This window comes from Sulfuricurvum sp. MLSB (assembly GCF_000747095.1).
Lineage (GTDB): Bacteria > Campylobacterota > Campylobacteria > Campylobacterales > Sulfurimonadaceae > Sulfuricurvum.
The window spans coordinates 1-20,439 of record NZ_JQGL01000023.1; the positions used below are offsets into that span (position 1 = coordinate 1).

The window sequence follows — 20,439 nt, forward strand, 5'->3', positions numbered from 1 at the left end:
CGTCCATACGGTTGTGGAAATCGACGGCGAAACAATGGTCAAAGAGAAATAAAAAAAGGGCGCTGCCCTTTATCAACCGAATTTTCCGGTAATGTATTCCTGCGTCAGTTTTTCTTTCGGGGTGACGAAGAGTTCTTCAGTGTGCCCCAGCTCGATCAATTCTCCCAAATACATGAATCCCGTATAATCGCTTACCCGCGCCGCCTGCTGCATGTTGTGGGTAACGATGATGATCGAGACGCGCTCTTTGAGTTCGATGACCAGCTTTTCGATCCCCTGCGTCGAGATCGGATCAAGCGCGGAGGTCGGTTCGTCGAACAAAAGCACTTCGGGTTCGACGGCGATGGCGCGGGCGATGCACAGACGCTGCTGCTGACCGCCGGAGAGGCCGTTGGCGTCATGTTTGAGACGATCCTGCACCTCTTTCCACAATGCGGCGTCTTTGAGCGCTTTTTCGACACGGCCTTCGAGTTCGGTTTTATTTTTAATCCCCTGAAGTCTCATACCGTACGCGACGTTATCGAAAATCGACATGGGAAACGCCGTCGGCTTTTGGAAGATCATCCCGATTTTGGTCCGCAAATGGATCAAATCTTCTTTGGATTCGAGGATGTTGCGTCCTTCGAATTCGATCTCCCCTTTGTAGTCGTTGCCGGGATACAGATCGTGCATCCGGTTGAACGAGCGTAGCAGCGTCGTTTTGCCGCATCCTGAGGGTCCGATCAGCGCCGTTACGGCATTTTTGGCGATCGGCATCGTGATTTTTTTGAGGCTGGGAGTTTCCGCTCCTTTGTACGTAAATTCAAAATCGCGTACGTGCAGTGCGCATTCGTCTTTAATATCAATAATACTTGCCATAAATTATTTCCTTTTCTTTCCGTAGAATAAGATCAGTCGTCCCAGAATATTGAGTCCCAAAATGAACATCGAAAGGATGAATGCGGCGGCCCATCCAAGCTGCTGCCAGTCTTCGTACGGACTGATCGCATAGTTAAAAATCGTCACGGTCAATGAAGGCATCGCGGCGTTCAGATCGGTCGTGAAAAAGTTGTCATTGAACGAGGTAAAGAGCAGCGGTGCCGTTTCTCCTCCGACGCGGGCGATTCCCAGCAGCACTCCCGTCAAAATCCCTGCTTTGGCACCGCGGTAGACGACATCCATGATCACCTTGTATTTCGGTGCGCCGAGGGCAAATGCCGCTTCGCGCAGCGTGCCGGGCACCAGCTGGAGCATGTCATCGGTCGTGCGCAAAATGATCGGAATCATAATGATACCCAATGCGATCGCTCCCGCCCAGGCACTGAAATGCCCCATCGGCATAACGACGACGGCATACACGAATGCCCCGATTACGATCGAGGGGGCCGACATCATGATGTCGCTGATATCGCGGATCGTATGTGCCAGTTTGGAGTTTTTGCCGTATTCGCTGAGATACGTTCCCGCCATGATTCCCAGCGGAACACCGATCAGCGTGGCAAGGCCTACGAGGATCAGTTGCCCGACGAGGGCGTGCTTAAGACCGCTCTCTGCGTATCCCGGAGGCGCCCCTTCCATCGTGAAGATCGTGAGATTCAGGGCATTGATCCCGTTGCTGACCAGAATCCACAAAATCCAGAACAAAAAGCCCAGCGCGACAACGGCGCTCAGCGTCGAGAAGGATAACGCGATGCGGTTGATCAAAATCCGTTTTTGGGTTGAGGTCATTGTCCTTTCCTCACTTTACGTAAAAAGTAGAATTTCGCGACGGCGATGACGACGAAACTCATGATCAGAAGCGTCAGTGCCAACCCGAAAAGGCTTGAGAAATAGAGTGACGAATCGGCTTCGGTGAATTCGTTGGCCAGCGTAACCGGAATGGACGTCGTCGGATCGAGAATCGAACTTGGGGTATGGTGGACATTCCCCATCACGAATGTGACCGCCATCGTCTCCCCGATCGCCCGTCCCAGAGCCAGAATAAGCGAACCGATGATCCCCGCTTTGGCGTAAGGGATGATGATGTCTTTGATGACGTCCCACTGCGTTCCGCCCAGCGCGTAGGCGGACTCTTTGAGAATATCGGGGGTGGTGTTCATCGCGTCGCGCGTCACGCAGCCCGATCCCCATGCCGCCGAAAAGGTCGCGGATGATGGGGACGAAGTAAAAAAGCCCCCACATACCGTAGATAACCGAAGGGATGGCGGCGAGGAGTTCGACGCTCACGCCGAAAAATCCTTTGATTTTGTCATGAGCAATTTCGCTGAGGAAAATAGCGACCCCGATCGCGACGGGGATGGCGATGAGCATCGCCAGAAACGTCGAAACGACCGAACCGAAGATGGCCGCGAAAGCTCCGAACTTGTCAACGTTGGGAGCCCACTCGTCTTTCGTGATGAAATCGAACCCGAAAGCGTTCATCGCTTCGGTCGAATGCTCGAATAAGACGACAAAAATCCATGCGACGATGAAAAGGATCAGCAGTGCGCTGAAACGGGTCATGTTGTGAAAGATTCTATCGATCATACATTGCCTTGCAAAGGGGATATCCCTGAAAAATGGAGGCAATTGTATTACGCGATGATTACAACTTTGTTACGAGAGGTGCTCAGAGAGCCATTCAAGGGCTTCGGCGCGGGTCGTGATTTTACGGTGCAGCTGAGCTTCGAATGCGGCATTCAGGATAGGTGTGAACGCTTCGGAGGGTGTCATTCCGGCTTCGATTAAATCCCGACCCATCAGCAGCGGCTTGGGCGGAGCGAATAAAACCCCAAGCGTTTGGGCACGATTGCGCAGCCATTCTCCGGCATCAAAGGTTCCGGGGGTATCGCCGAGGAAAGCGCGGCCGAAAAAATCGGCTTCGGCGACGCGGATCATGTCGTCAATGCACACGTGCGTGCTCAGGCGGAGGATGGCACACTCGTCGGCATCGGCACGGTAGAGTTTGCGAGGCCATCCGTGATAGCGGACAAGAGGGAGTACCGCTTCGATCAGCGATTTGTCATCGGTTACGTTGAGCAGCCATGAGCGGGCAAGTTCCACCCCGACTTCGGCATGATGGGGCGCATTGAGTTTGCCGTTTTCGATAACGGTTGTCTGGGGCTTTCCGATGTCGTGCAGCAACACCGCCAACATCAAGATCAGATCCCGTTTGGCGTCACCGCTGCGTCGTGACGCCATGACGTCGACCGACATCAGGACATGCGTCCATACGTCCCCTTCGGGATGAGAAGCGTAATCCTGCGGCGTTGATTCGAGTTGGTCGAGCGGCGTAAAAAACGAAAGGCCTCCCATCTCTTTGAGCAATGTCAGGCCCAAAGATGGGCGGAGGCTGAGGAGGAGCTTTCTGAGCTCTTCAAAAATCCGCTCTTTTGGGAGTTCATTCAATGCCCCTTGCGCAATCATGGTGCGGCACAGCCGCAAAAGCATTTCGTCGTATTCGAGTTCAAACCGGGCGGCAAACTGGATTGCACGGAGGACCCGAAGCGGGTCGTCGACAAACGTTTCGGGATCGACGCACGCAAGCCGCTTGCGTTCAAGATCCCCGATTCCGCCGTAGGGGTCCAGAAACGTGTGTGTTATGGGATCGTAACCGATCGCGTTGATCGTAAAATCACGCCGCCTCGCCGCCGCGGCGAAATCGATGTCGCTGTGCCACGAAACCTCAAAACCTTTGTGCCCGAATCCCCGTTTCGACTCGGTGCGGGGAGGAGAAAAATCGAGGTGGTAGCCTGCATACGAGAGTTTGAGAACCCCGAAACTTTTACCGACCAGATTGACGCGTCCGAACGGTTTCAAAAGTGCTTCCAGGGTTTCCAATGACGTTACGCCGTAGAGTTCGATGTCGATATCGGGGTTTTGGTTTCGGGTGAAATGGTCGCGTACAAATCCTCCGACCAGAATCGGCTTGATCCCTGAGGCCCAAAGATGTTCGATCAATGAGGCAAGGGGAGGGGAAAGCGGGATCATTTGCTTGGCTTTTTGGATTTTTCAACAAAGTTTTCGAGGGGAAAACTAAAAGTTGAGCCGATGCCGAGCGTGCTGTCGATGTTCAGTATAGTGTCGTGAAGTTTGAGAATGTAGCTGACGATAGAGAGTCCCAGCCCCATCGAATTGTCCCATCGGTTTTTTTGGACACGGTAGAACTTGGACGTGATTTTGTCGAGTTCCGCCGGGGCGATCCCGATCCCTTTATCGTTCACCGAAATAGCGGTTTGGGTGAGCGAGAGGGTTACTTCCTCTTCGGAATATTTAAGGGCGTTGTCGATGAGGTTGGTGATGACGAGTTCGATCATTGTTTTATCGGCAAACACCGTTTTGGAAATACCGTTATAGACGATTTTTCGGTCAGGATATTTTGCCTGCAGAAGGGATACGATCTCGGCACATACTTCGCCTATGTCAAACGCGGAAGGTTTAATCGAGAGATCGTTGTTTTCAAGTTTGACGGAAAGGGCGAGGCGGTCCAGCATCAGCGTCACCCTGTGGGTATTGGTAATGATTTTGTCCAGAAACTTTTCACGGATTTTCGGATCGATTTCCGGATCGTCGTGCAGCGTTTCGGCGTATCCCATAATCGCGGCGATCGGGTTTTTGAATTCGTGGCTGATCGCCGAGAGGATATCGTTTTGCTGTTTGTTGATCAGCCGCAGCTTCGCGGTGTGTTTGCGTTTTTGTTTGTCGCGGTTATGGAGCTTTTTGACCAGATTTTTCAGCATGATCGAGATTTGTAGAAATTCGCGGAAATACTCGGGTTTGAGAACCGCTCTGTAGTTTTTGGCCGATATTTCGTCCAGATAGCGGGTGATCTGGACGATGTCGTAGCGCGCTTTTTTGGAGATGTTATAGGCGATTGCCAGTGCGATGATCGTCAGTATCGCAAACGCCGCAAAAAATTTGATCCATAACGCGTAAAAATGGTCCATAACGTTTTTGAGACTCATCGCGAGGCGGAGATAAAGGGTTTGATGTTTGTGGGTTGTTATTTTTTTGGCGATGTAGATGAAATCGGTTTTAAGGGTTTCGGAATACCGGACGGTCATACCGTAGGACGCGCTCATCGAATGCATCACTTCGATACGATTCAGATGATTTTCCATCGTTTTTTTGTCGGTATCGCTTTCGGCGATAACGGTGCCGTCCTCGGCGATGATCGTGACGCGGTAGCCTGTTTTTTTAGCCGTTTGAGCCGCCAAACGGTCGAAATTTCCGGTTTCGGAGACGGGAACTTCCAATAATTCGATGCCCCGCAACAATTGGACTTTTCCGTCTTCGATGATCATTGATTTGAGGGTAAAAAAACTGATCAGCGAGGCGATGGCCAGTGCTGCGACAAAAAGGCCGAGGACATTGAGAAAAAAGAGTTGATGGATTTTCAGCACAGGGTGTATCCGACTCCTCGTACGGTTTTGATGTAATCTTTGGTTTTGTCAGGGTCTATTTTTTCTTTGAGACGGTTGATGGCGACATTGACGGTTCGCTCCTGATATATTTCGTCCCCGCTCCACACGTGTTCGAGGAGATAATCGCGGTCTAACACGACATTTTGATTGGCAATCAGTGCGTGGAGAAGGTCGAATTCGAGCTTGGTCAGCTCAACGGGGGTCCCTTCGATGGTGAGGGTTCTGGCTGCCAGGTTGAGCGACATATCCCGGTACACGAGCGACCCTTCCATCGAGAGTTTTTTGGTGCGGCGCAAAATGGCGCGTACCCGAAGGACAAGCTCTTTCATGCTGAACGGCTTGGTGATGTAATCGTCTCCTCCCCGCTCAAACCCCTGCTCGATATCTTCATCTTTGTGCTTGGCACTGACAAAGATAACGGGGGTCTGAACCCCTTTTTTGCGGAGCATGTCGACAAATTCGCTTCCTTCGGCACCGGGAAGATTGCGATCCATCAAAATCAGATCGACGTTCTCTTCTTCCAGTGCCTCCTGCACCCGTTTCGTATTCAGAAAACCGATGGTTTCGAATCCTTCTTTACCCAGATGGTACTCCATCAGCTCCAGAATATCCTGCTCATCCTCGACGATCAGTATTAGTGCGTCCACGTACGGTTTCCTCATGGTGTTAGTTGTAAATATGCAGCTCTCCGCCTTTTTGTGCGTAGAGGAGCAGCGCAGCGATATTAACGGCACGATCACCCGAACGCTCGAGCTTGCGGAGCGTTCCGAGTACTTTGACGTATTCGACTGAAAGTTCGCCCGATTTGATGATAAGAGTCAAAAGCTCTTTTTCCATTATAGAAAAGAGATCGTCGTTTTTGGACTCTTCGACCATCACTTTACGGTACAGATCTTCGGCGTCACAGACTTCTTTGGCTTCCAAACACTCGTAAATGTATTGTAGCGCATTGAGCGTCGTTTTATGCAGCTGGATCATGGCACCGGTCAAAACGCTCAGATCGCACTCTCCGGCGCAGTGTTCCTGAAGACGGCGGGCGTATTTGCGCATGCCGTCTCCGATGCGGTCGAGCTCATTGGTCATTTTCAGATAGGCGACAAGCAAACGGAGTTCATCGGCTTCGGGGCCGAACAGTGCAAACGTTTTGATAATTTCATTATCGATTTTATTTGCATCGCTTTGGAGATTCTTCAGATGGATTCGCGCGCTTTCGTACAATGCGGTATCGTGATTTTCAAACGCATGAAGGGTATCTTCGCTGGTGCGGATGATTTGCAGCAAAAGGGCTGAAATCATCGAGCGAATTTCACTGAGTTTGTTTTCATAGCGTGGTAACATAACTAACCTTTGGACAGGAATTGGTGCGCGATTGTAGCGCCCATTTATAACAGTGCGATTACAAAGAGCCGGCAGCTTGTAATCTTTTTGTTATCCGGCGGTTTTACAATGGCACCATCAAAACACCAAGGACATCAAGATGCTAACGAAAGCTACCAAAGGTTTAGTCATCGCGGCCATCGCTGCGACTTCAATGATCGCTGCTGATAAAATCAACGGCGCAGGAGCGACATTCCCGGCTCCATGTTATTACGATTGGGCGTACAACTACCAAAAAGCGACCAAAACGCGCGTCAACTATCAGTCTATCGGATCCGGCGGCGGTATCAAGCAGGTTTCAGAGCGTATCGTTGATTTCGGTGCTACGGATGCTCCGTTGACGCCGAAAGAGCTTGATAAAGCCAAACTAACCCAATTCCCGGCCGTTATCGGTTCGATTGTCGTAGCGCATAACCTGCCGGGTGTTGCGGATGAAAAATTAAAACTCAAAAACAGTGTTGTTGCCGACATCTTCGCCGGCAAGATCACGATGTGGAATGATCCGGCCATCGCGGCGGACAATGCTGGGATCAACCTCCCTGCGCAAAAAATCATCGTAGCCCACCGTTCTGACGGATCGGGGACAACGCACGTTTTCACCGACTACCTGAGTGAGTCTTCTAAAATGTGGAAAAGCAAATTCGGTGTCGGTAAAGCGATCGGCTGGGCAACCGGCGTCGGCGGAAAAGGGAATGAGGGTGTGACCAATATCATCAAACAAACCCCGTATTCGATCGGTTACATCGAAAATGCCTACAAAGAGAAAAACAACCTCTCTGCCGCAACGCTCCAAAGCGCCAGCGGAAAATGGGTAAGCGCCCGTACGGCTACGTTCCAAAATGCGGTCAAACAGGCTAAATGGAGCAAAAAAGACCACTTTTTCAGCTCACTCGTTATGCAAGACGGCGATGCGACCTATCCGATCGTCGCGGCAACGTTCATCCTGATGCCCAAAGAGAAAGCCGAAGTGAACGCCGAAGTGATCAAATTCTTTGACTATTCGTTCCGCAACGGCGACAAAGCGGCTGAAAAACTCGGCTACATCGCCCTTCCGGTCGAAACGACGAACCTTGTTCGCCAATACTGGGCGGAAACTAAATAAGCTTTCCCTGCTTCGCCTTTTCGGGCGGGCACCTCTAAAAGCATTCGGTGCCTTTAGAGGTGCCCTAACACGGCCCATCCGTTTCATCTCTCCCTCTTCACAATCCTTAAGTTTTCAAGTCCGTCCTTGCGTATGCGTTCGGGCTTGGTTTTTTATCCATTTTCCTTCTCGTAATCGTCGTGTAATGTAACATTGGCGTAATCTGTTTTTTCTACAATGACACTACAAAAAACATAGGAGTGATTCTTAATGAAAAAAGTTGCATTATCAGCCCTTGCTGCGGCGATGATCAGTGGCGTTGCATCAGCGGATGCGTTGACCCTCTATAGTGATCCTAAAACCGGGCAAGTGTTTACGACTCCGGGTGAAGGCCGTGTGGAGATGGGTGATTTCGTAAGTGCAAAAGAAGTTGATATGCAACTTCGCGAAATCGAATCAAAAGGGTCTGAATACCAAGACAAAATGTCTAAATATGTCAATGTAAAATCCAAAGCAAAAACGCTTGAATTCAGCGGAACGCATTACCTCGGATTTACAAGCGTGGATCCGTCGACAAAAGTCGATTCGGCAACCAGCAACTCAAACTATCAGGGGCGTTCGTCAGGATTTGAAATGCGCCGCAACTACGTACAGGTCAAAGGGTACTTCAACGATAAAGACTATTTTCGCGTGACTTTGGACGCCACAAAAGAATTGGCTTCCGATGCGGCGACCGGAGCCCAGAATAAAGGATACGCGGACGTATTCGTCAAATACGCATACCTCTATTTGGATAAAGTGCTTCCGTACACGGGCGTAGAAATGGGTATCGTACACCGTCCGTGGATCGACTACGAAGAGCACAATGCATGGCATTACCGCGCATTCAATAAAGTCATGCTGGAAGAAAAAGGGACAGCCACCGAATCGGGTGTCGACCTTGTCAACTCGGCTGACTTCGGGATGAACTTCAAAACGCAGACCGACATGTTTAGTTCTGAAATCGGACTCTTCAACGGGGAAGGTTACCACGCGGACAAAGAAGCGGCCAACCAGGAAAACTCAAGTCAGCTTTCGGTTGAGTGGCGTTTGACGGGGCATATTCTCGGCGACGGCACAAAAGTGGGTAAAAATGACCGTACAAAAGATACGTATGCCAACATTTCGACCTACGGTTTGATCTCGAACAATCATAAAGACAATGACGTTGATCTCGGCGGCGTCAACGACAAAAACGAATACGACCGCAGCTTTTACGGTATCCATGCGGTGTACAACCAGCCTGAATTCCTGATTGCGGGTCAATACTTTACGGCGAAAGATAAAGCACGTACCGAAGATATCGCTACGTCATTCGATAAAAAAGATTACACGGGATGGTCGATCAATGCCGAATACCGCCCGATTCAGGACTGGACCGTTATCGGACGTTATGATAACTACGAAATCGAAACCGATCTGAATGGCGTTATGACGTCTAAAATCGAAGGTGACAAGATCATTGCCGGTTTGGCGTACAAATATAATAAGAATGTGAGCTTCATCGGTTCGGCGAAATTCATTGACGAAGAAGATTCAAAAGTAGCTGCCAGATCAGGCGATACCGGCGAATCAAAAGATGTATACATGCTAACTACCGAAGTGAAATGGTAATTTCCTAACGCTTTGTTCTTCTTCTCTTTTTTCCCCGCATGTGCGGGGAAATTCCAATTTATGCTACAATCTCCGAAACACACTTACGGACAACGCTCATGCAAACACCGCTGGTACTTACGCTTCTTGGATTATTGTTTTTACTTATCGCGCTGGTATTTATCTATGTCTGGGTAGGACGATCGCGCGACAGCAATGATTCCATAGAACCCATCGAGACGTTTGAATCGCTAAGCGCGGTTATCCGCAAGCGCTCAGCAAGCCGTGCGGAACTTTACCGCGCAGTAGGGATGCTGTTGGAGAGCTTCGGGACCATCTCTCCTCATACGCTTCCGACCTATCAGAGTCTTATGCAATCGCTGTGCGTTCATCCCCGTGCCGACTCGAAAATCGTGTTGCGGTTTGAGAGAACGCTGCGTCAGATAAACCCGAAGTACGACAGCGAAATCGAGCACGCCCTGAGAGCAGGATTGGCTGCGCGGGGATAACAATCGCGTTAGCGGAGTTTGTAGCCGATCGGGACGGTGATCTGTACCGGTTTGGAAGGTTTTGGGAATTCGTCCGATGTGGCGAGGATGAGGTCGCGAGCGGCGTTGTCAAGCATCTCAAAGCCTGAACTTTGGATAACGGAGAGGGCACTGACCTCTTTGGAGGGATGGAGCGTAAAGGTGAGCTTTACTTCGCCCTGCTGTTTGAGACGCAGGGCATTTTTGGGGTATTTGAGCCGCTCGGCCAAAATCGTACGAATTTGCCCCAGATTTTCTTCTTCATAGTTTTTTTCCGGCGGCGGAGCCGCTTTCACTTCTTTGCGTACAGGTTCCGCCGCGACCGCAGGCGGAGCCGCTTTTAGCGCGGGTGTCGACGGTGTAGGAACCGCAGGTGCCGCAACAGCGGCGGATTTGGTTTGGACGGGCGAAGGACGCTCGGGCACTTTAGAGACGGCAAGAGGTTTTGGAGGCTGAGGCTGTGCCGCGGCCGGCGGTGCGGGAACCACAGGTGCGGGCTGCTCCGAGGCACTTTGGGGCAGGTACGTCCTGAGCGATACGGCAACGCGTTTTTCTGTGCTCGTAGTGGTTTTGAGAGTGTTGAATGTCCCCCACGCGATGGCAAGCACAAGAACGTGGAGTGAAAGGGACGCGCCGAGTGATCGAGAATAATGCACGGCGTCTTAGAGTTTTACTTCGACTTTGGATGCTGCGCGGAGCGATTCCGTCGTTTTGTTCATCATTGCTTTGAACTTTTCGAGTTTGATAAAGTTAACGATATCCGCTTTTACTTTTTCGTACGGGAGTTTTTTCTCCCCTTGTTTCATCTTGTCGCCGTTGGCATCGTAAAACGCTTTGGCCTCTTTATCGGTTACCGTGATTTTGTTCATCTGCTGCTTCATCCACATATCGACGGCCAAATCGTCTTTGAGTGCCGCGTACTGCGCTTTAAATGCGGGAGTGCTTTGGATACCGCTTTTAATCACCTGATTTCTGATGAGGGCTTGATTGACAAGCTGATCGACAACCTGACGTTTTGTTTTAGGATCGAGTTTGTTAAAGCTCATCCCGGGCATCACTTTGGAAACGAAGAGATTCGCATCGGCGGTTGTGATTGCTTTGCCGTTGACGGTAGCGAGCGTTGCAGGGGCTGCGAGCGCCAACGAAGCTGACAAGAACAAAGAGGCAAGAATTACGGACGGTTTGAACGGCATGAAAACCCTTTTTGGATAATGATCTGTTATTATAGTGGGAGTTGCCTGCAAAAATATTAATATGAAAAACAATTATGCTACGATAGAAAGATGAAAACACTTCGGCGCGAAGAGATTTTATCGGCATTGGAGACAACGGAAAACGGGTTGAGCGGCGCGGAAGCGGCCCAGAGACTTGTCGAAACGGGGCCGAATATACTGCCGAAGCTTTCCTCCCGTCCCTGGCAGTTCAAACTGCTTTTCCAATTTACCCATTTTTTCGCATTGCTGCTGTGGGTTGCCGCCGCGATCAGTTTTCTGGCGGCGTGGTTTGATCCTGCGTCCAATATGGGGTCTATCGGGTGGGCGATTGTCGTTGTCATCGTCTTGAACGGCGCATTCGGATTTTATCAGGAGTTTCGTACCGAGAAAAGTCTCGAAGCGCTTCGAAAAATTCTCCCTCTGAAAGTGACGGTCCGGCGCGGCGGCGTTGAACGAAGCGTTTTGGCCGAAGAGCTGGTATGCGGAGATATCGTCGTGCTCAAAGAAGGCGACAAGGTTCCTGCCGATTTGTATGTGCTGAGCGCATTCGACGTATGGGTGAACGAGAGCACGCTGAGCGGAGAAAGCGAGATGGTATCCGTCGATAGCGTCGGAAGCGCTCATCCCAAAAGCATTCTGTATTCGGGAACGTATATCGTTAAAGGCGAAGCGGTCGGTGTGGTGTACGCAACCGGGAAAGCAAGCCGTTACGGCGGAATCGCAATGCTCACGCAGGAGGTGACACCCGGAATCGGGCATCTTCAAAAAGAGATCGCGCACATTTCCAAAGTCGTCGCGTTGATCTCTTTTGCCATTGCCCTCAGTTTTATCGTGATGGCGGGGGCGGGAGGATCGGATTTATGGAAAGCGTTTTTGTTTTCGCTCGGTGTTCTGGTCGCTATGATCCCGGAGGGGCTGTTGCCGACGGTGACGCTGGCATTGGCGTTCGGTGCTCGGCGGATGGCCTCGAAAGGGTTTTTGGTCAACGGCCTTTCCGTCATTGAAAATTTGGGGGCCGTCACGGTCATTGCGACGGATAAGACGTGGACAATCACCCAAAACTCAATGGAAGTCGCGGCTCTGCAGGAAGGGACGGACACGCCGGTGCCCGAACTCATCGACGCGATAGTGCTCTGCAACCGTGCCGATGCGGATCGCGGGGATGCTCTCGATCAGGCGCTTTTCCGGTTCGCGAGCCGCTACGTCGATCCCGAGATTCGCCGCTCACAGCGGCCGATGATACTTGAATATCCTTTTGACTATCACCTCAAACGGATGAGTACGGTCCACCGGGAAGAGAGCGGATTTGTCGTTTTTTGCAAAGGGGCACCCGAGATTGTTTTGGGGCTGTGCGACAGGGACGGAGACGGCCAAAAAATGGGGACGGACGAACGTGCGGAGTGGATGCGCAAACATGATGAGATGGCCGCGCAAGGGTACCGAATCATAGCACTCGCCCGCAAACGATGCGAGCGCGAGCCGACCTCCCGGAAGGAAGCGGAAGAGTCGTTGATATTTATTGATTTTGTTACCCTTGCAGATCCTTTGAGAGACGACATCGCCGATGCGGTCACCAAATGTCATCGGGCAGGAATCCGGTTGTTGCTGCTGACGGGGGATCATCCGATCACGGCGGGAGCGATCGGATTTCAGGCCGGGATCATTGCGTCGGCCGAGGACGTATTGACCGGAGAGCACCTCGAGACGCTTCCCAAGGAGGGAATCAAGCGGCTATTGAAAAAAAATCATGCATTTGCGCGCGTCTCTCCCGAACAAAAGCTGATGATCGTGTCGCTGCTTGCAGAGATGGGAGAAACCGTTGCCGTCACCGGGGACGGGGTCAATGACGCCCCTTCCCTCAAAAAAGCCGATGTCGGAATCGCCATGGGTTCGGGAACCGATGTGGCCAAGCAATCCGCCGATGCGATACTGATCGATGACCATTTCGCAACGATTGTCAAAGGGATCGAAGAAGGAAGAACCGTGTATGAAAACATCCGCCGCTTCATCACGTACATGCTCGCCAGCAATGTTCCCGAAGCGGTTCCCTACATTCTGTTTTTCTGGCTGGGGATCCCGCTTGCTCTGCCGGTTCCTCTGGTGCTGGCGATTGATTTGGGAACCGACATCCTTCCGGGGCTTGCTTTGGGGGCGGAACCGCCTCACAAGGGGTTGATGAACAAGGGGCCGCGCAGCCGTAAAGAGCCGATATTGACTTTTGGCGTGTATCTGCGGGCATTCGGATTTCTGGGGCTGCTTAGCGCGGTGTTGTCGATGGGCGTTTTCTTTCTTTATCTGTACGGGCACGGGTGGAACTGGGGTCAAGATCTTTCCTGGAACAATCCGCTGTATCTGCAGGCGACGACGCTGACATTTGCCGCGATCGTTTTCGCGCAAATAGGACACGGCCTCTCGTGCCGAAGCGAACGCGAATCGGTTCGGATGCTGGGATGGGGGAGCAATCCTTATTATTGGTGGGGCGTTTTCTCGGAGCTGGTGATCTTGGGGCTGATTATCGCTCTGCCGGTGCTGAGTGATATTTTCGGGACGGCTTTGTTTGAACCGGTTTATTGGGCGGGAGTCGTTGCGATCGTTCCGGCTGTGATTTTGGCCGAAGAGGGACGGAAAGCGTTGCTGCGTTACGGACGGTAAAACGGTTGATGTGAATAAAATAAGGGGTTGATGGTTAAATGTGGAAGCGAATGGTGGACCCTAGCGGGATCGAACCGCTGACCTCGTCGCTGCCAGCGACGCGCTCTCCCAGCTGAGCTAAGGGCCCAAAAGTTTTGGAACGGAAATTATAGGGTGTGCGTCCGCAAATGTCAAGGGAACATCAAAAACGGATTTGCCGCCTAAAAGTAAACCGAAAAATAAAGTTTTAAGACGTTTGTGCCGATATACAAAACATGAAGAAACTAGCCCTTACAATCATTATCGGTGTTGCCGGCGTAGCGTTGAGCGCGGATGAATTTACGATTCAGACGATCAGTGCCAAAAAAGAGAACTCCATCACTCCCGCGTTTGAGAAAAAAGTAGAGAAAAGCGCGCTTGGAAGTGTCACGAAAAAAGAGGGGAGCTGTAATATTGTGACCGTCGGTCGGTACGACAGCGCTAAAAAAGCACGCGCCGATCTCGCCAAAGCGAAGAAAATCGCCAAGGATGCCTTTGTGCGTCCGGTCGTGCGGACGGTTCCGAAAGGATGTGAAGTCACCGTCGCCAAAACCGACGTGCAGCCAACCAAAGCGCAGGCCAACGTGACTGCCGTTGCCGCTAAAACGGAAGCGGCGGTCGAGAAGCCCAAAGAGGTTGCCGTAGCGGCTGAACAATCGCAAAAACGTGTCGAACCGTCAGTCGTCTGTCCGACAACCGTTATGCTCTATGATCGCAATCTGGCGCGCAAAAGCGACATTCACGATGCGATCGAGTATTACAAAACCTCTCCGTACTACTCTTTTAAAGCGGTGGCGATGCAGCAGCGTTAGGGCTCTTTGTTGATCGCGCTGTAGAGACAGTCGAGATCGACTCCGAACTGCTTTTTCGCTTTGGCGTGCAACGCTTCGAGCAACTCCAATGCGCTCTCCCCGTCGGCAGGGTAGCATACCGCAACAGCAGGGACGTTTGTTCCGAATGACGCATCAACCATGTTTTTGACGACGCCCGTTCCATAGCGGTCGGTGTAGGGCATGACCACGAAGTAGGAGTGGTCGAAGTGGACCAGAGAATCGGATGTACGCAGCAAAGTGCTCAGCGTCGGTTCAACGGTTTCGGGGATGACCTGCGAAAAGTCATAGAACATGACCGCAAAACTCTCCGACCGGTTTTCATTCAGCCTATCGGCAAGCCCGATGTTGAGCTCTACCAGCGCCGAAAAATCATAAAATGAAAACATAACTCCCGCCATACTGACTCCTTGAAAAAAATCTCCAAACAGTATAACGTAAAGTTGCGTTTTACATCGGCAAATCGATAAAGTAGGCCAAACCGTAATAGACGCTGTAGAGGCCGTACAACAAAATGGCCAAAGCGGCGATCCGATTCATGGTCTGGCGGAAAGCGATCTCTTTGAAGAAGCTGACCGATTGCCCCAACGCCAGAAGTGTCGGAACGGTGGCCAGGCCGAATGCGGCCATAATGAGCCCTCCCTCGACGATCGACGCCGATGCGGCCGCTTTGGCGGCGAAGAAAAAGACGAATCCGCAGGGGAAAAAGCCGTTCATCACCCCAAGGGCGAAAAAACTGCCGATGCTTTTGCTTTTGATCAGGCGGGAAAAGAGGGTTTTAAAGAGGGTATTGGACGAAAAGCCCCTCTCCAGCGCATGGATCAGCGAAGAGAGGCCGAACATTCCCAACGCCGTAACGATCATGACGATTCCGGCGAAGATAAAGAGCGCGCCATGCATCTCCATGCTCAGGGCAAACAGCGATCCGATCGCGCCGAAAATCATCCCCAGAATCACGTAGGAGCTGACCCGTCCGATGTTGTAGGCTCCGTGCCGGACAAACTGCGCGGTCCGGCTCATTGACGCATCGATTTTCGTGGAGCTGTAAGCGACGATAAATCCGCCGCACATCCCGATGCAGTGGCCGAAACTGCCCGCAAACGCAATCGAGATAATCAGCCACCATTCGATACCGTTCATCCGTAAACCTTTTTATGAACATTATGGATTTTCTTTGTTACAAAACCGTTAAGTTTAGTAAAATTAACGTTCTTTTAACAATCGTATGAAACAATAGCATGAAAACATTTAAAGGATACGCGAATGAAAAAAGTTCTTCTTTCCCTTGTCGCACTGGCGGCTTTCTCTCAGGCCGACCAGCTGGTTAAACTCAATGTCAGCGGTATGACCTGCCCGGCGTGTGTGAAAAACGTCAAAGAATCACTCGGAGGGGTCAAGGGGGTCAAAGAGAGCAGCGTGTATCTCAAAGACGGACGTGCAGAAGTAAAAGCGGACGACTCGGCCAAACCCGAAGCGATGTGCGACGCGATCAAACAGGCGGGTTACGGCTGTAAAGTCGCCAAATAAGTCAAATCATATACTTTTGGGCGTCATTGCGTCCGAGGTCGCTAACGGTCGTTAGCGGCACACCTCCGAAATCGAGCGTCTGCTCCCCTTCAAATCCCGCTTTGCAATAGGCCAGAATCAGTTTTGCCGCCAATGTTTTGTCGTTATCGGTTGCCGTTTCGGTAATCAGGGAGCGGGGGCCGATGAGCTCCGTGGTGACGTGGAGATATTTGGGGTTTTCGATTTCAGAAAGCTTTTCATTTTCTTCGGCATTGCGCCCGATGATCAGCTTGGCTCCCTCCGGAAGCCGGAGTTGGCGGCCGTATTTGAGTGTCGGGATATCGGCAATCTCGAACGTGTCGTGCGCGATGAAATCGCGGATTTTACGGGAAAAATGCTCGTCCGTAAGGAGGCATCCCCCTCCGGGAGCTTCGTAATCGGTTAGGCCGAATTGCTCTGCCAGTTCCATCTGGCGGTCGCGATTACGCCCGACGATATTTTCAAGCTTTTCGCGATCGACCCAGCCGTTGGTTTCGGCTATGGTCGGTTCAAGCGATTTGGCGCTCATCGGGCGCAGCAGCAGCCCTCCGCAATTGCTCATATTAAGAACTTTGTCCAGCGATTCGCGGTTCTGGCTCATCGGGCGCTGTCCCAGCACCTCGCCGCTGATGAGAAAGCTTGCTCCCCACTCTTCCATAAGCCGTTTGGCTACCTCGAACATTTTGGCGTGGCAGTCGATACAGGGGTTGAAATGCTTGCCGTAGCCGTATTTCGGGGTGAACAGCACTTCACGGATGTATTCGTCGCGGATATCGACGCTGCGAAACTCCGCTCCTACCTGCGCGCACATATTTTGCATGTGTGCCAGACGGTCTTTGGTCGATCCGAATCCCGTGTTGATGTTGCAGGCGATCACCTCGATTCCCTGATCGATGATCAGTTTCATCGCGAGTGTCGAATCCAATCCCCCGCTGAAGAGTGCTATGGCTTTCATGTGTTTCCTTTTATCCCAGCGGTACCAGTTCCCCTTTTTTGAGGCGTCCGATTTTATCGCGGTATTGACGTATCAAATACGACTTTTGGTCGAATGATACCGAATTTTGGGTTGTGACTTTTTTGAGTTCCCGGTTGTAATGGGTTATTAAGAACGTTATAAGCTCCTGTTTCAACCCCTCGTCCCCTTCAAAAGAGCGGATTCGATCGTCCATCAGCAGGGCGCTGAGGCGAGGATCGTCCGTATTTCCCCGCAAGGCGGATTCGAATTCGTTGCCGTGGTATTGGAGCAATGTGGGATCGATGAAATCAAGAAGTGAATCGATGATATGGGGACGTTCCAAAAGGGTTTTGGTCAGACTCAGCTCCCAGACGTCGTGGTGGGAAAAATTGATCGGTTGAGCGGCGGCGTTTTTCCCTTGGCCTATTCGGATCAGCGAAGGAGAAACCCCCAGCTTTGAGGCGAGATAGGGACGGTACTCTTCTTGCAGGAGAGGAGAGAGGGTTTTGAGAAAACCGACGGATTCGTGCAAGGCGGCTTCTTTGGCCTTGGGATCGCGCAGGTCGTAGAGGGCGATGGTTTCGGAGATGACGAATTCGATAAAAGGGATCGGACGGCGCAGAAGGGCGCCGAGCTGTTCAATCTCGCCGTTTTTGACCATATCGGCGGGGTCCAGGCCCCCTTCGAACAAGACCACCCCTCCGTCAAATCCGCTCGCACTGAGGAGTCTGGAGGCCTTGAGCGCCGCGGCCCTTCCCGCTTTGTCGCCGTCGTAGGCGAGCAGTATTTTCGGCTCTCCTTTGCGCAGCAGAGGAAGATGCTCCGCGGTCAGCGCCGTTCCCAGCGTCGCAACGGCATGGGTGAACCCCGCCTGATGGAGCATCACGACGTCGAGGTATCCCTCGGTGACGATGATCTCGCGGCGGCGGAAGATCGTGTCTCGGGCGAGATGATAGGCGTACAGGAGGCGCGATTTATTGAACAATGCCGTCTGCGGGGAGTTGACGTATTTGGCCTGATGCCCCGTGATGGTCCGTCCTCCGAACCCGACGATGGCTCCGCTGGGCGAATGGATCGGAAAGGTGATCCGTTCGATAAATCGGGCAAAGAGCTTCCCGTCTTCCCCTTTTCCCAGCGCACCCTGCTCCAATGCTTCGGCCGTCGGGAGGCGCCGTTGTTCCAAAAAACGGATCGTCTCATACGAAGCGGGGGCATAGCCGACGCCGAAGCGCTCGATGCTGGAAGCGTAAATGCCCCGTTCGTTCAGATACTCCTGCGCGGTGCGGTTTTGTTCGAAAAGTTTCTGGTACCACTCGTTGAGGGTCTCCAAGAGGTTGGAACGTTTTTTTTGAGAGCCGCCCTCGGTGTAGTGGAGGGTGAAGTTGGTTGAAGCCGCGAGTTTTTCGATGGCTTCGGGATAGTTGAGCTTTTCGTACTCCATGACGAATTTGATCGAATCTCCGTGCACTCCGCATCCGAAACAATGATAGGTCTGACGTGCGGGATTGACGACGAAACTAGGGGACTTTTCATCGTGAAACGGGCACGGGGCTTTAAAGCTGGAGCCTGCACGTTTGAGTTCGACATAGGAACCGACGACATCAACGATGTCCAGACGCGCTTTGAGGGCATCTATGGAGTCTTGGGTAATCATGAAACTATTTTAGCGTAATGGTGCTTTAGGTAAATATTTATGCTATAATTCGCGTTCAAAATTTTAAATAGAAAGTGGGTGATTGCATGCCTGGTATTATCTTACGCCAAGATGATAACTTTGATGCCGCTTACCGCCGTTTCAAGAAACAAACAGATCGTAATCTGGTTGTTACTGAAGCTCGTGCTCGCCGTAACCACGTTACCGAGACCGAAAAGCGCAAGCAGTTCAAAATCAGCGCTCGCAAAAAGATGCTGAAACGTCTGTACATGATGCGACGTTACGAATCACGCCTGTAATTTCAAGCGCTTCGGCGCTTGGATTACACCTCTTCTCCTCCAAATAACCCTCCCTTTAAAAACCGTGTGTTACACTTGCGATACCAATTTACACGCAAGGCTCAATCCATGCTCTTTAGCGCACCTCTTAAAAGCAATTCGAAAAAAATCATGTTGTTAGGCTCCGGCGAACTCGGTAAAGAGGTCGCTATCGAAGCACAGCGTTTGGGGATCGAAGTGATCGCCGTCGACCGTTACGCACATGCTCCGGCACACCTCGTTGCCAATCGGTCCCATGTGGTGAACATGCAAGACAAAGAGGCGGTGCTCAAACTGATCCGCAAAGAGAAGCCCGATTTCATTCTCCCTGAGATCGAAGCGATCAGCATCGATGCGCTCTTTGAAGCGGAAGCGGAAGGGTTTTGCGTTATCCCCAATGCCGAAGCGGTCAACAAAACGATGAACCGCAAAAACATCCGTAAATTCGCCGCCGAGGATCTGGGGCTTAAAACAAGCCGTTACCATTTCGTTAGTACCTACGAGGCGCTGTGCGAAGCGGCCGAAGACGTCGGATTCCCGTGCGTCATCAAACCGGTCATGAGCTCTTCGGGACACGGACAAAGCATCGCCCGCACCCGCGAGGACCTTCCGGCTTCTTGGGAAATCGCCAAAGAGGCGCGCGGCGACGCAAGCGAGCTGATCGTCGAGGAGTTCGTCCGGTTTGACTACGAGATCACCCTTCTCACCGCCCGCAACGGCAATGAAACGGTCTTCTGCGAACCGATCGGCCATATCCAGAAAGGGGGCGACTACGTTTTCAGCTGGCAGCCGATGGAGATGTCCAAAAAGGCCCTCAAGCGCTCTCAAAAAATTGCCAAAACGATCACTGACGGGCTGGGCGGCAAAGGGCTTTTCGGCGTCGAACTGTTCGTCAAAGGCGATGAGGTCTATTTCAGCGAAGTGAGTCCCCGCCCGCACGACACGGGGATGGTGACCCTCATCACCCAAAGCCAGAGCGAGTTTGCATTGCACGTACGCGCCGTACTGGGATTGCCTCTTGGGTTTACCTTCTACGGCGAAGGGGCGAGCGCGGCGTTCAAATCCGAAACCGAGTCGGAGCTTCCGGTGATCGATGTCGCCGACGAGCTTTTCGACGAAAAAACGTACGTGCGCGTATTCGGAAAACCCGAATCGCACGCAGGTCGCCGCATGGCGGTATTGCTCGTCCTGGACAAAGCGTCCAAAGCGCTCAAAAAAGCGAAGAAGCTGATCAAGAAAATCAAGGACGCGTAAGC

At 51.8% G+C, this 20,439-nt stretch carries 20 protein-coding genes, 1 tRNA gene and 1 pseudogene; 8 read left to right on the forward strand and 14 right to left on the reverse strand.

From position 1 onward, the window contains the following. Positions 1-72 precede the first annotated feature (72 nt). The 7 genes and pseudogenes from pstB to JU82_RS02910 all read right to left on the reverse strand — a co-directional run bounded on the left by pstB (position 73) and on the right by JU82_RS02910 (position 6,719). Positions 73-858 (reverse strand): phosphate ABC transporter ATP-binding protein PstB, encoded by a 786-nt coding sequence (gene pstB, locus JU82_RS02880; protein ID WP_037946279.1) that lies wholly within the window; start codon positions 856-858, stop codon positions 73-75. A 3-nt stretch (positions 859-861) separates the two neighbouring features. Further along, complete coding sequence (pstA, locus tag JU82_RS02885; RefSeq protein ID WP_037946281.1) at positions 862-1,707, reverse strand: phosphate ABC transporter permease PstA; 846 nt, start codon at positions 1,705-1,707, stop codon at positions 862-864. Next, positions 1,704-2,505, reverse strand: a pseudogene (locus JU82_RS02890) (PstC family ABC transporter permease). Before JU82_RS02890 ends, pstA begins: the two are co-directional and overlap by 4 nt. A 69-nt stretch (positions 2,506-2,574) precedes the next feature. Further along, complete coding sequence (locus tag JU82_RS02895; protein ID WP_294892050.1) at positions 2,575-3,948, reverse strand: HD domain-containing protein; 1,374 nt, start codon at positions 3,946-3,948, stop codon at positions 2,575-2,577. Further along, positions 3,945-5,360, reverse strand: a complete 1,416-nt coding sequence (locus JU82_RS02900; RefSeq protein WP_037946283.1) for an ATP-binding protein — start codon at positions 5,358-5,360, stop codon at positions 3,945-3,947. Before JU82_RS02900 ends, JU82_RS02895 begins: the two co-directional genes overlap by 4 nt. Continuing rightward, entirely contained in the window at positions 5,354-6,028 is a 675-nt protein-coding gene (locus tag JU82_RS02905) for a response regulator transcription factor (RefSeq protein WP_037946285.1), read from the reverse strand. Before JU82_RS02905 ends, JU82_RS02900 begins: the two co-directional genes overlap by 7 nt. Positions 6,029-6,047: 19 nt before the next feature. Continuing rightward, positions 6,048-6,719, reverse strand: coding sequence for a PhoU domain-containing protein (locus JU82_RS02910; RefSeq protein WP_037946287.1), 672 nt, complete (start codon positions 6,717-6,719; stop codon positions 6,048-6,050). Between the two features lie 139 nt (positions 6,720-6,858). On the opposite strand from JU82_RS02910, the gene pstS reads away from it, so the two are divergent. The 3 genes from pstS (at position 6,859) to JU82_RS02925 (ending at position 9,980) form a co-directional block, all read left to right on the forward strand. Next, positions 6,859-7,860: a phosphate ABC transporter substrate-binding protein PstS gene (pstS, locus tag JU82_RS02915; protein ID WP_037946290.1), complete on the forward strand. Its 1,002-nt coding sequence runs from the start codon at positions 6,859-6,861 to the stop codon at positions 7,858-7,860. Positions 7,861-8,109: 249 nt separating this feature from the next. After that, a complete protein-coding gene (locus JU82_RS02920; RefSeq protein ID WP_037946292.1) occupies positions 8,110-9,492 on the forward strand; it encodes a hypothetical protein in 1,383 nt (460 codons plus the stop codon). Between the two features lie 98 nt (positions 9,493-9,590). Beyond that, positions 9,591-9,980 carry a hypothetical protein gene (locus JU82_RS02925; protein WP_037946294.1) on the forward strand — a complete coding sequence of 130 codons (390 nt, stop codon included), beginning with the start codon at positions 9,591-9,593 and terminating at the stop codon, positions 9,978-9,980. Positions 9,981-9,988: 8 nt separating this feature from the next. Here JU82_RS02925 and JU82_RS11625 read toward each other — a convergent pair whose 3' ends face one another. Both JU82_RS11625 and JU82_RS02935 read right to left on the reverse strand, forming a co-directional pair. After that, complete coding sequence (locus JU82_RS11625; protein ID WP_294892055.1) at positions 9,989-10,654, reverse strand: energy transducer TonB; 666 nt, start codon at positions 10,652-10,654, stop codon at positions 9,989-9,991. Between the two features lie 6 nt (positions 10,655-10,660). Next, complete coding sequence (locus JU82_RS02935) at positions 10,661-11,191, reverse strand: hypothetical protein (protein ID WP_294892056.1); 531 nt, start codon at positions 11,189-11,191, stop codon at positions 10,661-10,663. Between the two features lie 90 nt (positions 11,192-11,281). Between JU82_RS02935 and JU82_RS02940 the strand changes: the two genes are divergently transcribed. Further along, positions 11,282-13,864: a cation-transporting P-type ATPase gene (locus JU82_RS02940; protein WP_037946296.1), complete on the forward strand. Its 2,583-nt coding sequence runs from the start codon at positions 11,282-11,284 to the stop codon at positions 13,862-13,864. A gap of 51 nt (positions 13,865-13,915) precedes the next feature. Here the strand turns inward: JU82_RS02940 and JU82_RS02945 are convergent. Next, a tRNA-Ala gene (locus tag JU82_RS02945) sits at positions 13,916-13,991 on the reverse strand. 127 nt (positions 13,992-14,118) lie between these two features. On the opposite strand from JU82_RS02945, the gene JU82_RS02950 reads away from it, so the two are divergent. Further along, positions 14,119-14,694, forward strand: coding sequence for a hypothetical protein (locus tag JU82_RS02950; RefSeq protein ID WP_037946298.1), 576 nt, complete (start codon positions 14,119-14,121; stop codon positions 14,692-14,694). On the opposite strand, the gene JU82_RS02955 is transcribed toward JU82_RS02950, so the two are convergent. Together JU82_RS02955 and JU82_RS02960 are read right to left on the reverse strand one after the other, a co-directional pair. Continuing rightward, the gene (locus JU82_RS02955; protein WP_037946300.1) at positions 14,691-15,113 is read right to left on the reverse strand and encodes a hypothetical protein; all 423 of its coding nucleotides are present in this window, start codon (positions 15,111-15,113) and stop codon (positions 14,691-14,693) included. The two genes, JU82_RS02950 and JU82_RS02955, sit on opposite strands and share 4 nt — an antisense overlap. Before the next feature lie 49 nt (positions 15,114-15,162). Further along, positions 15,163-15,852: a sulfite exporter TauE/SafE family protein gene (locus JU82_RS02960; protein ID WP_037946302.1), complete on the reverse strand. Its 690-nt coding sequence runs from the start codon at positions 15,850-15,852 to the stop codon at positions 15,163-15,165. Between the two features lie 123 nt (positions 15,853-15,975). On the opposite strand from JU82_RS02960, the gene JU82_RS02965 reads away from it, so the two are divergent. Beyond that, positions 15,976-16,239: a heavy metal-associated domain-containing protein gene (locus tag JU82_RS02965; RefSeq protein WP_294892059.1), complete on the forward strand. Its 264-nt coding sequence runs from the start codon at positions 15,976-15,978 to the stop codon at positions 16,237-16,239. A 1-nt stretch (position 16,240) separates the two neighbouring features. Here JU82_RS02965 and JU82_RS02970 read toward each other — a convergent pair whose 3' ends face one another. Continuing rightward, a complete protein-coding gene (locus tag JU82_RS02970) occupies positions 16,241-17,212 on the reverse strand; it encodes an argininosuccinate synthase domain-containing protein (protein ID WP_037946304.1) in 972 nt (323 codons plus the stop codon). Between the two features lie 10 nt (positions 17,213-17,222). Then, the gene (gene dnaG / locus JU82_RS02975) at positions 17,223-18,866 is read right to left on the reverse strand and encodes a DNA primase (protein ID WP_037946306.1); all 1,644 of its coding nucleotides are present in this window, start codon (positions 18,864-18,866) and stop codon (positions 17,223-17,225) included. Positions 18,867-18,952: 86 nt separating this feature from the next. On the opposite strand from dnaG, the gene rpsU reads away from it, so the two are divergent. Together rpsU and purT are read left to right on the forward strand one after the other, a co-directional pair. Next, complete coding sequence (rpsU, locus tag JU82_RS02980) at positions 18,953-19,165, forward strand: 30S ribosomal protein S21 (RefSeq protein ID WP_037946308.1); 213 nt, start codon at positions 18,953-18,955, stop codon at positions 19,163-19,165. Between the two features lie 108 nt (positions 19,166-19,273). Continuing rightward, entirely contained in the window at positions 19,274-20,437 is a 1,164-nt protein-coding gene (gene purT, locus JU82_RS02985) for a formate-dependent phosphoribosylglycinamide formyltransferase (protein WP_037946310.1), read from the forward strand. Positions 20,438-20,439: the final 2 nt, after the last annotated feature.

What these genes read in the sequence shown, in the direction of transcription:
- JU82_RS02910 (WP_037946287.1), bottom strand. Translation starts at nt 6,719, where the DNA reads ATGTTACCACGCTATGAAAACAAACTCAGTGAAATTCGCTCGATGATT.
- dnaG (WP_037946306.1), bottom strand. Translation starts at nt 18,866, where the DNA reads ATGATTACCCAAGACTCCATAGATGCCCTCAAAGCGCGTCTGGACATC.
- JU82_RS02940 (WP_037946296.1), top strand. Translation starts at nt 11,282, where the DNA reads ATGAAAACACTTCGGCGCGAAGAGATTTTATCGGCATTGGAGACAACG.
- JU82_RS02960 (WP_037946302.1), bottom strand. Translation starts at nt 15,852, where the DNA reads ATGAACGGTATCGAATGGTGGCTGATTATCTCGATTGCGTTTGCGGGC.
- pstS (WP_037946290.1), top strand. Translation starts at nt 6,859, where the DNA reads ATGCTAACGAAAGCTACCAAAGGTTTAGTCATCGCGGCCATCGCTGCG.
- JU82_RS02895 (WP_294892050.1), bottom strand. Translation starts at nt 3,948, where the DNA reads ATGATCCCGCTTTCCCCTCCCCTTGCCTCATTGATCGAACATCTTTGG.
- JU82_RS02920 (WP_037946292.1), top strand. Translation starts at nt 8,110, where the DNA reads ATGAAAAAAGTTGCATTATCAGCCCTTGCTGCGGCGATGATCAGTGGC.
- JU82_RS02935 (WP_294892056.1), bottom strand. Translation starts at nt 11,191, where the DNA reads ATGCCGTTCAAACCGTCCGTAATTCTTGCCTCTTTGTTCTTGTCAGCT.
- pstA (WP_037946281.1), bottom strand. Translation starts at nt 1,707, where the DNA reads ATGACCTCAACCCAAAAACGGATTTTGATCAACCGCATCGCGTTATCC.
- rpsU (WP_037946308.1), top strand. Translation starts at nt 18,953, where the DNA reads ATGCCTGGTATTATCTTACGCCAAGATGATAACTTTGATGCCGCTTAC.
- JU82_RS02955 (WP_037946300.1), bottom strand. Translation starts at nt 15,113, where the DNA reads ATGGCGGGAGTTATGTTTTCATTTTATGATTTTTCGGCGCTGGTAGAG.
- pstB (WP_037946279.1), bottom strand. Translation starts at nt 858, where the DNA reads ATGGCAAGTATTATTGATATTAAAGACGAATGCGCACTGCACGTACGC.
- JU82_RS02950 (WP_037946298.1), top strand. Translation starts at nt 14,119, where the DNA reads ATGAAGAAACTAGCCCTTACAATCATTATCGGTGTTGCCGGCGTAGCG.
- JU82_RS02970 (WP_037946304.1), bottom strand. Translation starts at nt 17,212, where the DNA reads ATGAAAGCCATAGCACTCTTCAGCGGGGGATTGGATTCGACACTCGCG.
- JU82_RS02965 (WP_294892059.1), top strand. Translation starts at nt 15,976, where the DNA reads ATGAAAAAAGTTCTTCTTTCCCTTGTCGCACTGGCGGCTTTCTCTCAG.
- purT (WP_037946310.1), top strand. Translation starts at nt 19,274, where the DNA reads ATGCTCTTTAGCGCACCTCTTAAAAGCAATTCGAAAAAAATCATGTTG.
- JU82_RS02925 (WP_037946294.1), top strand. Translation starts at nt 9,591, where the DNA reads ATGCAAACACCGCTGGTACTTACGCTTCTTGGATTATTGTTTTTACTT.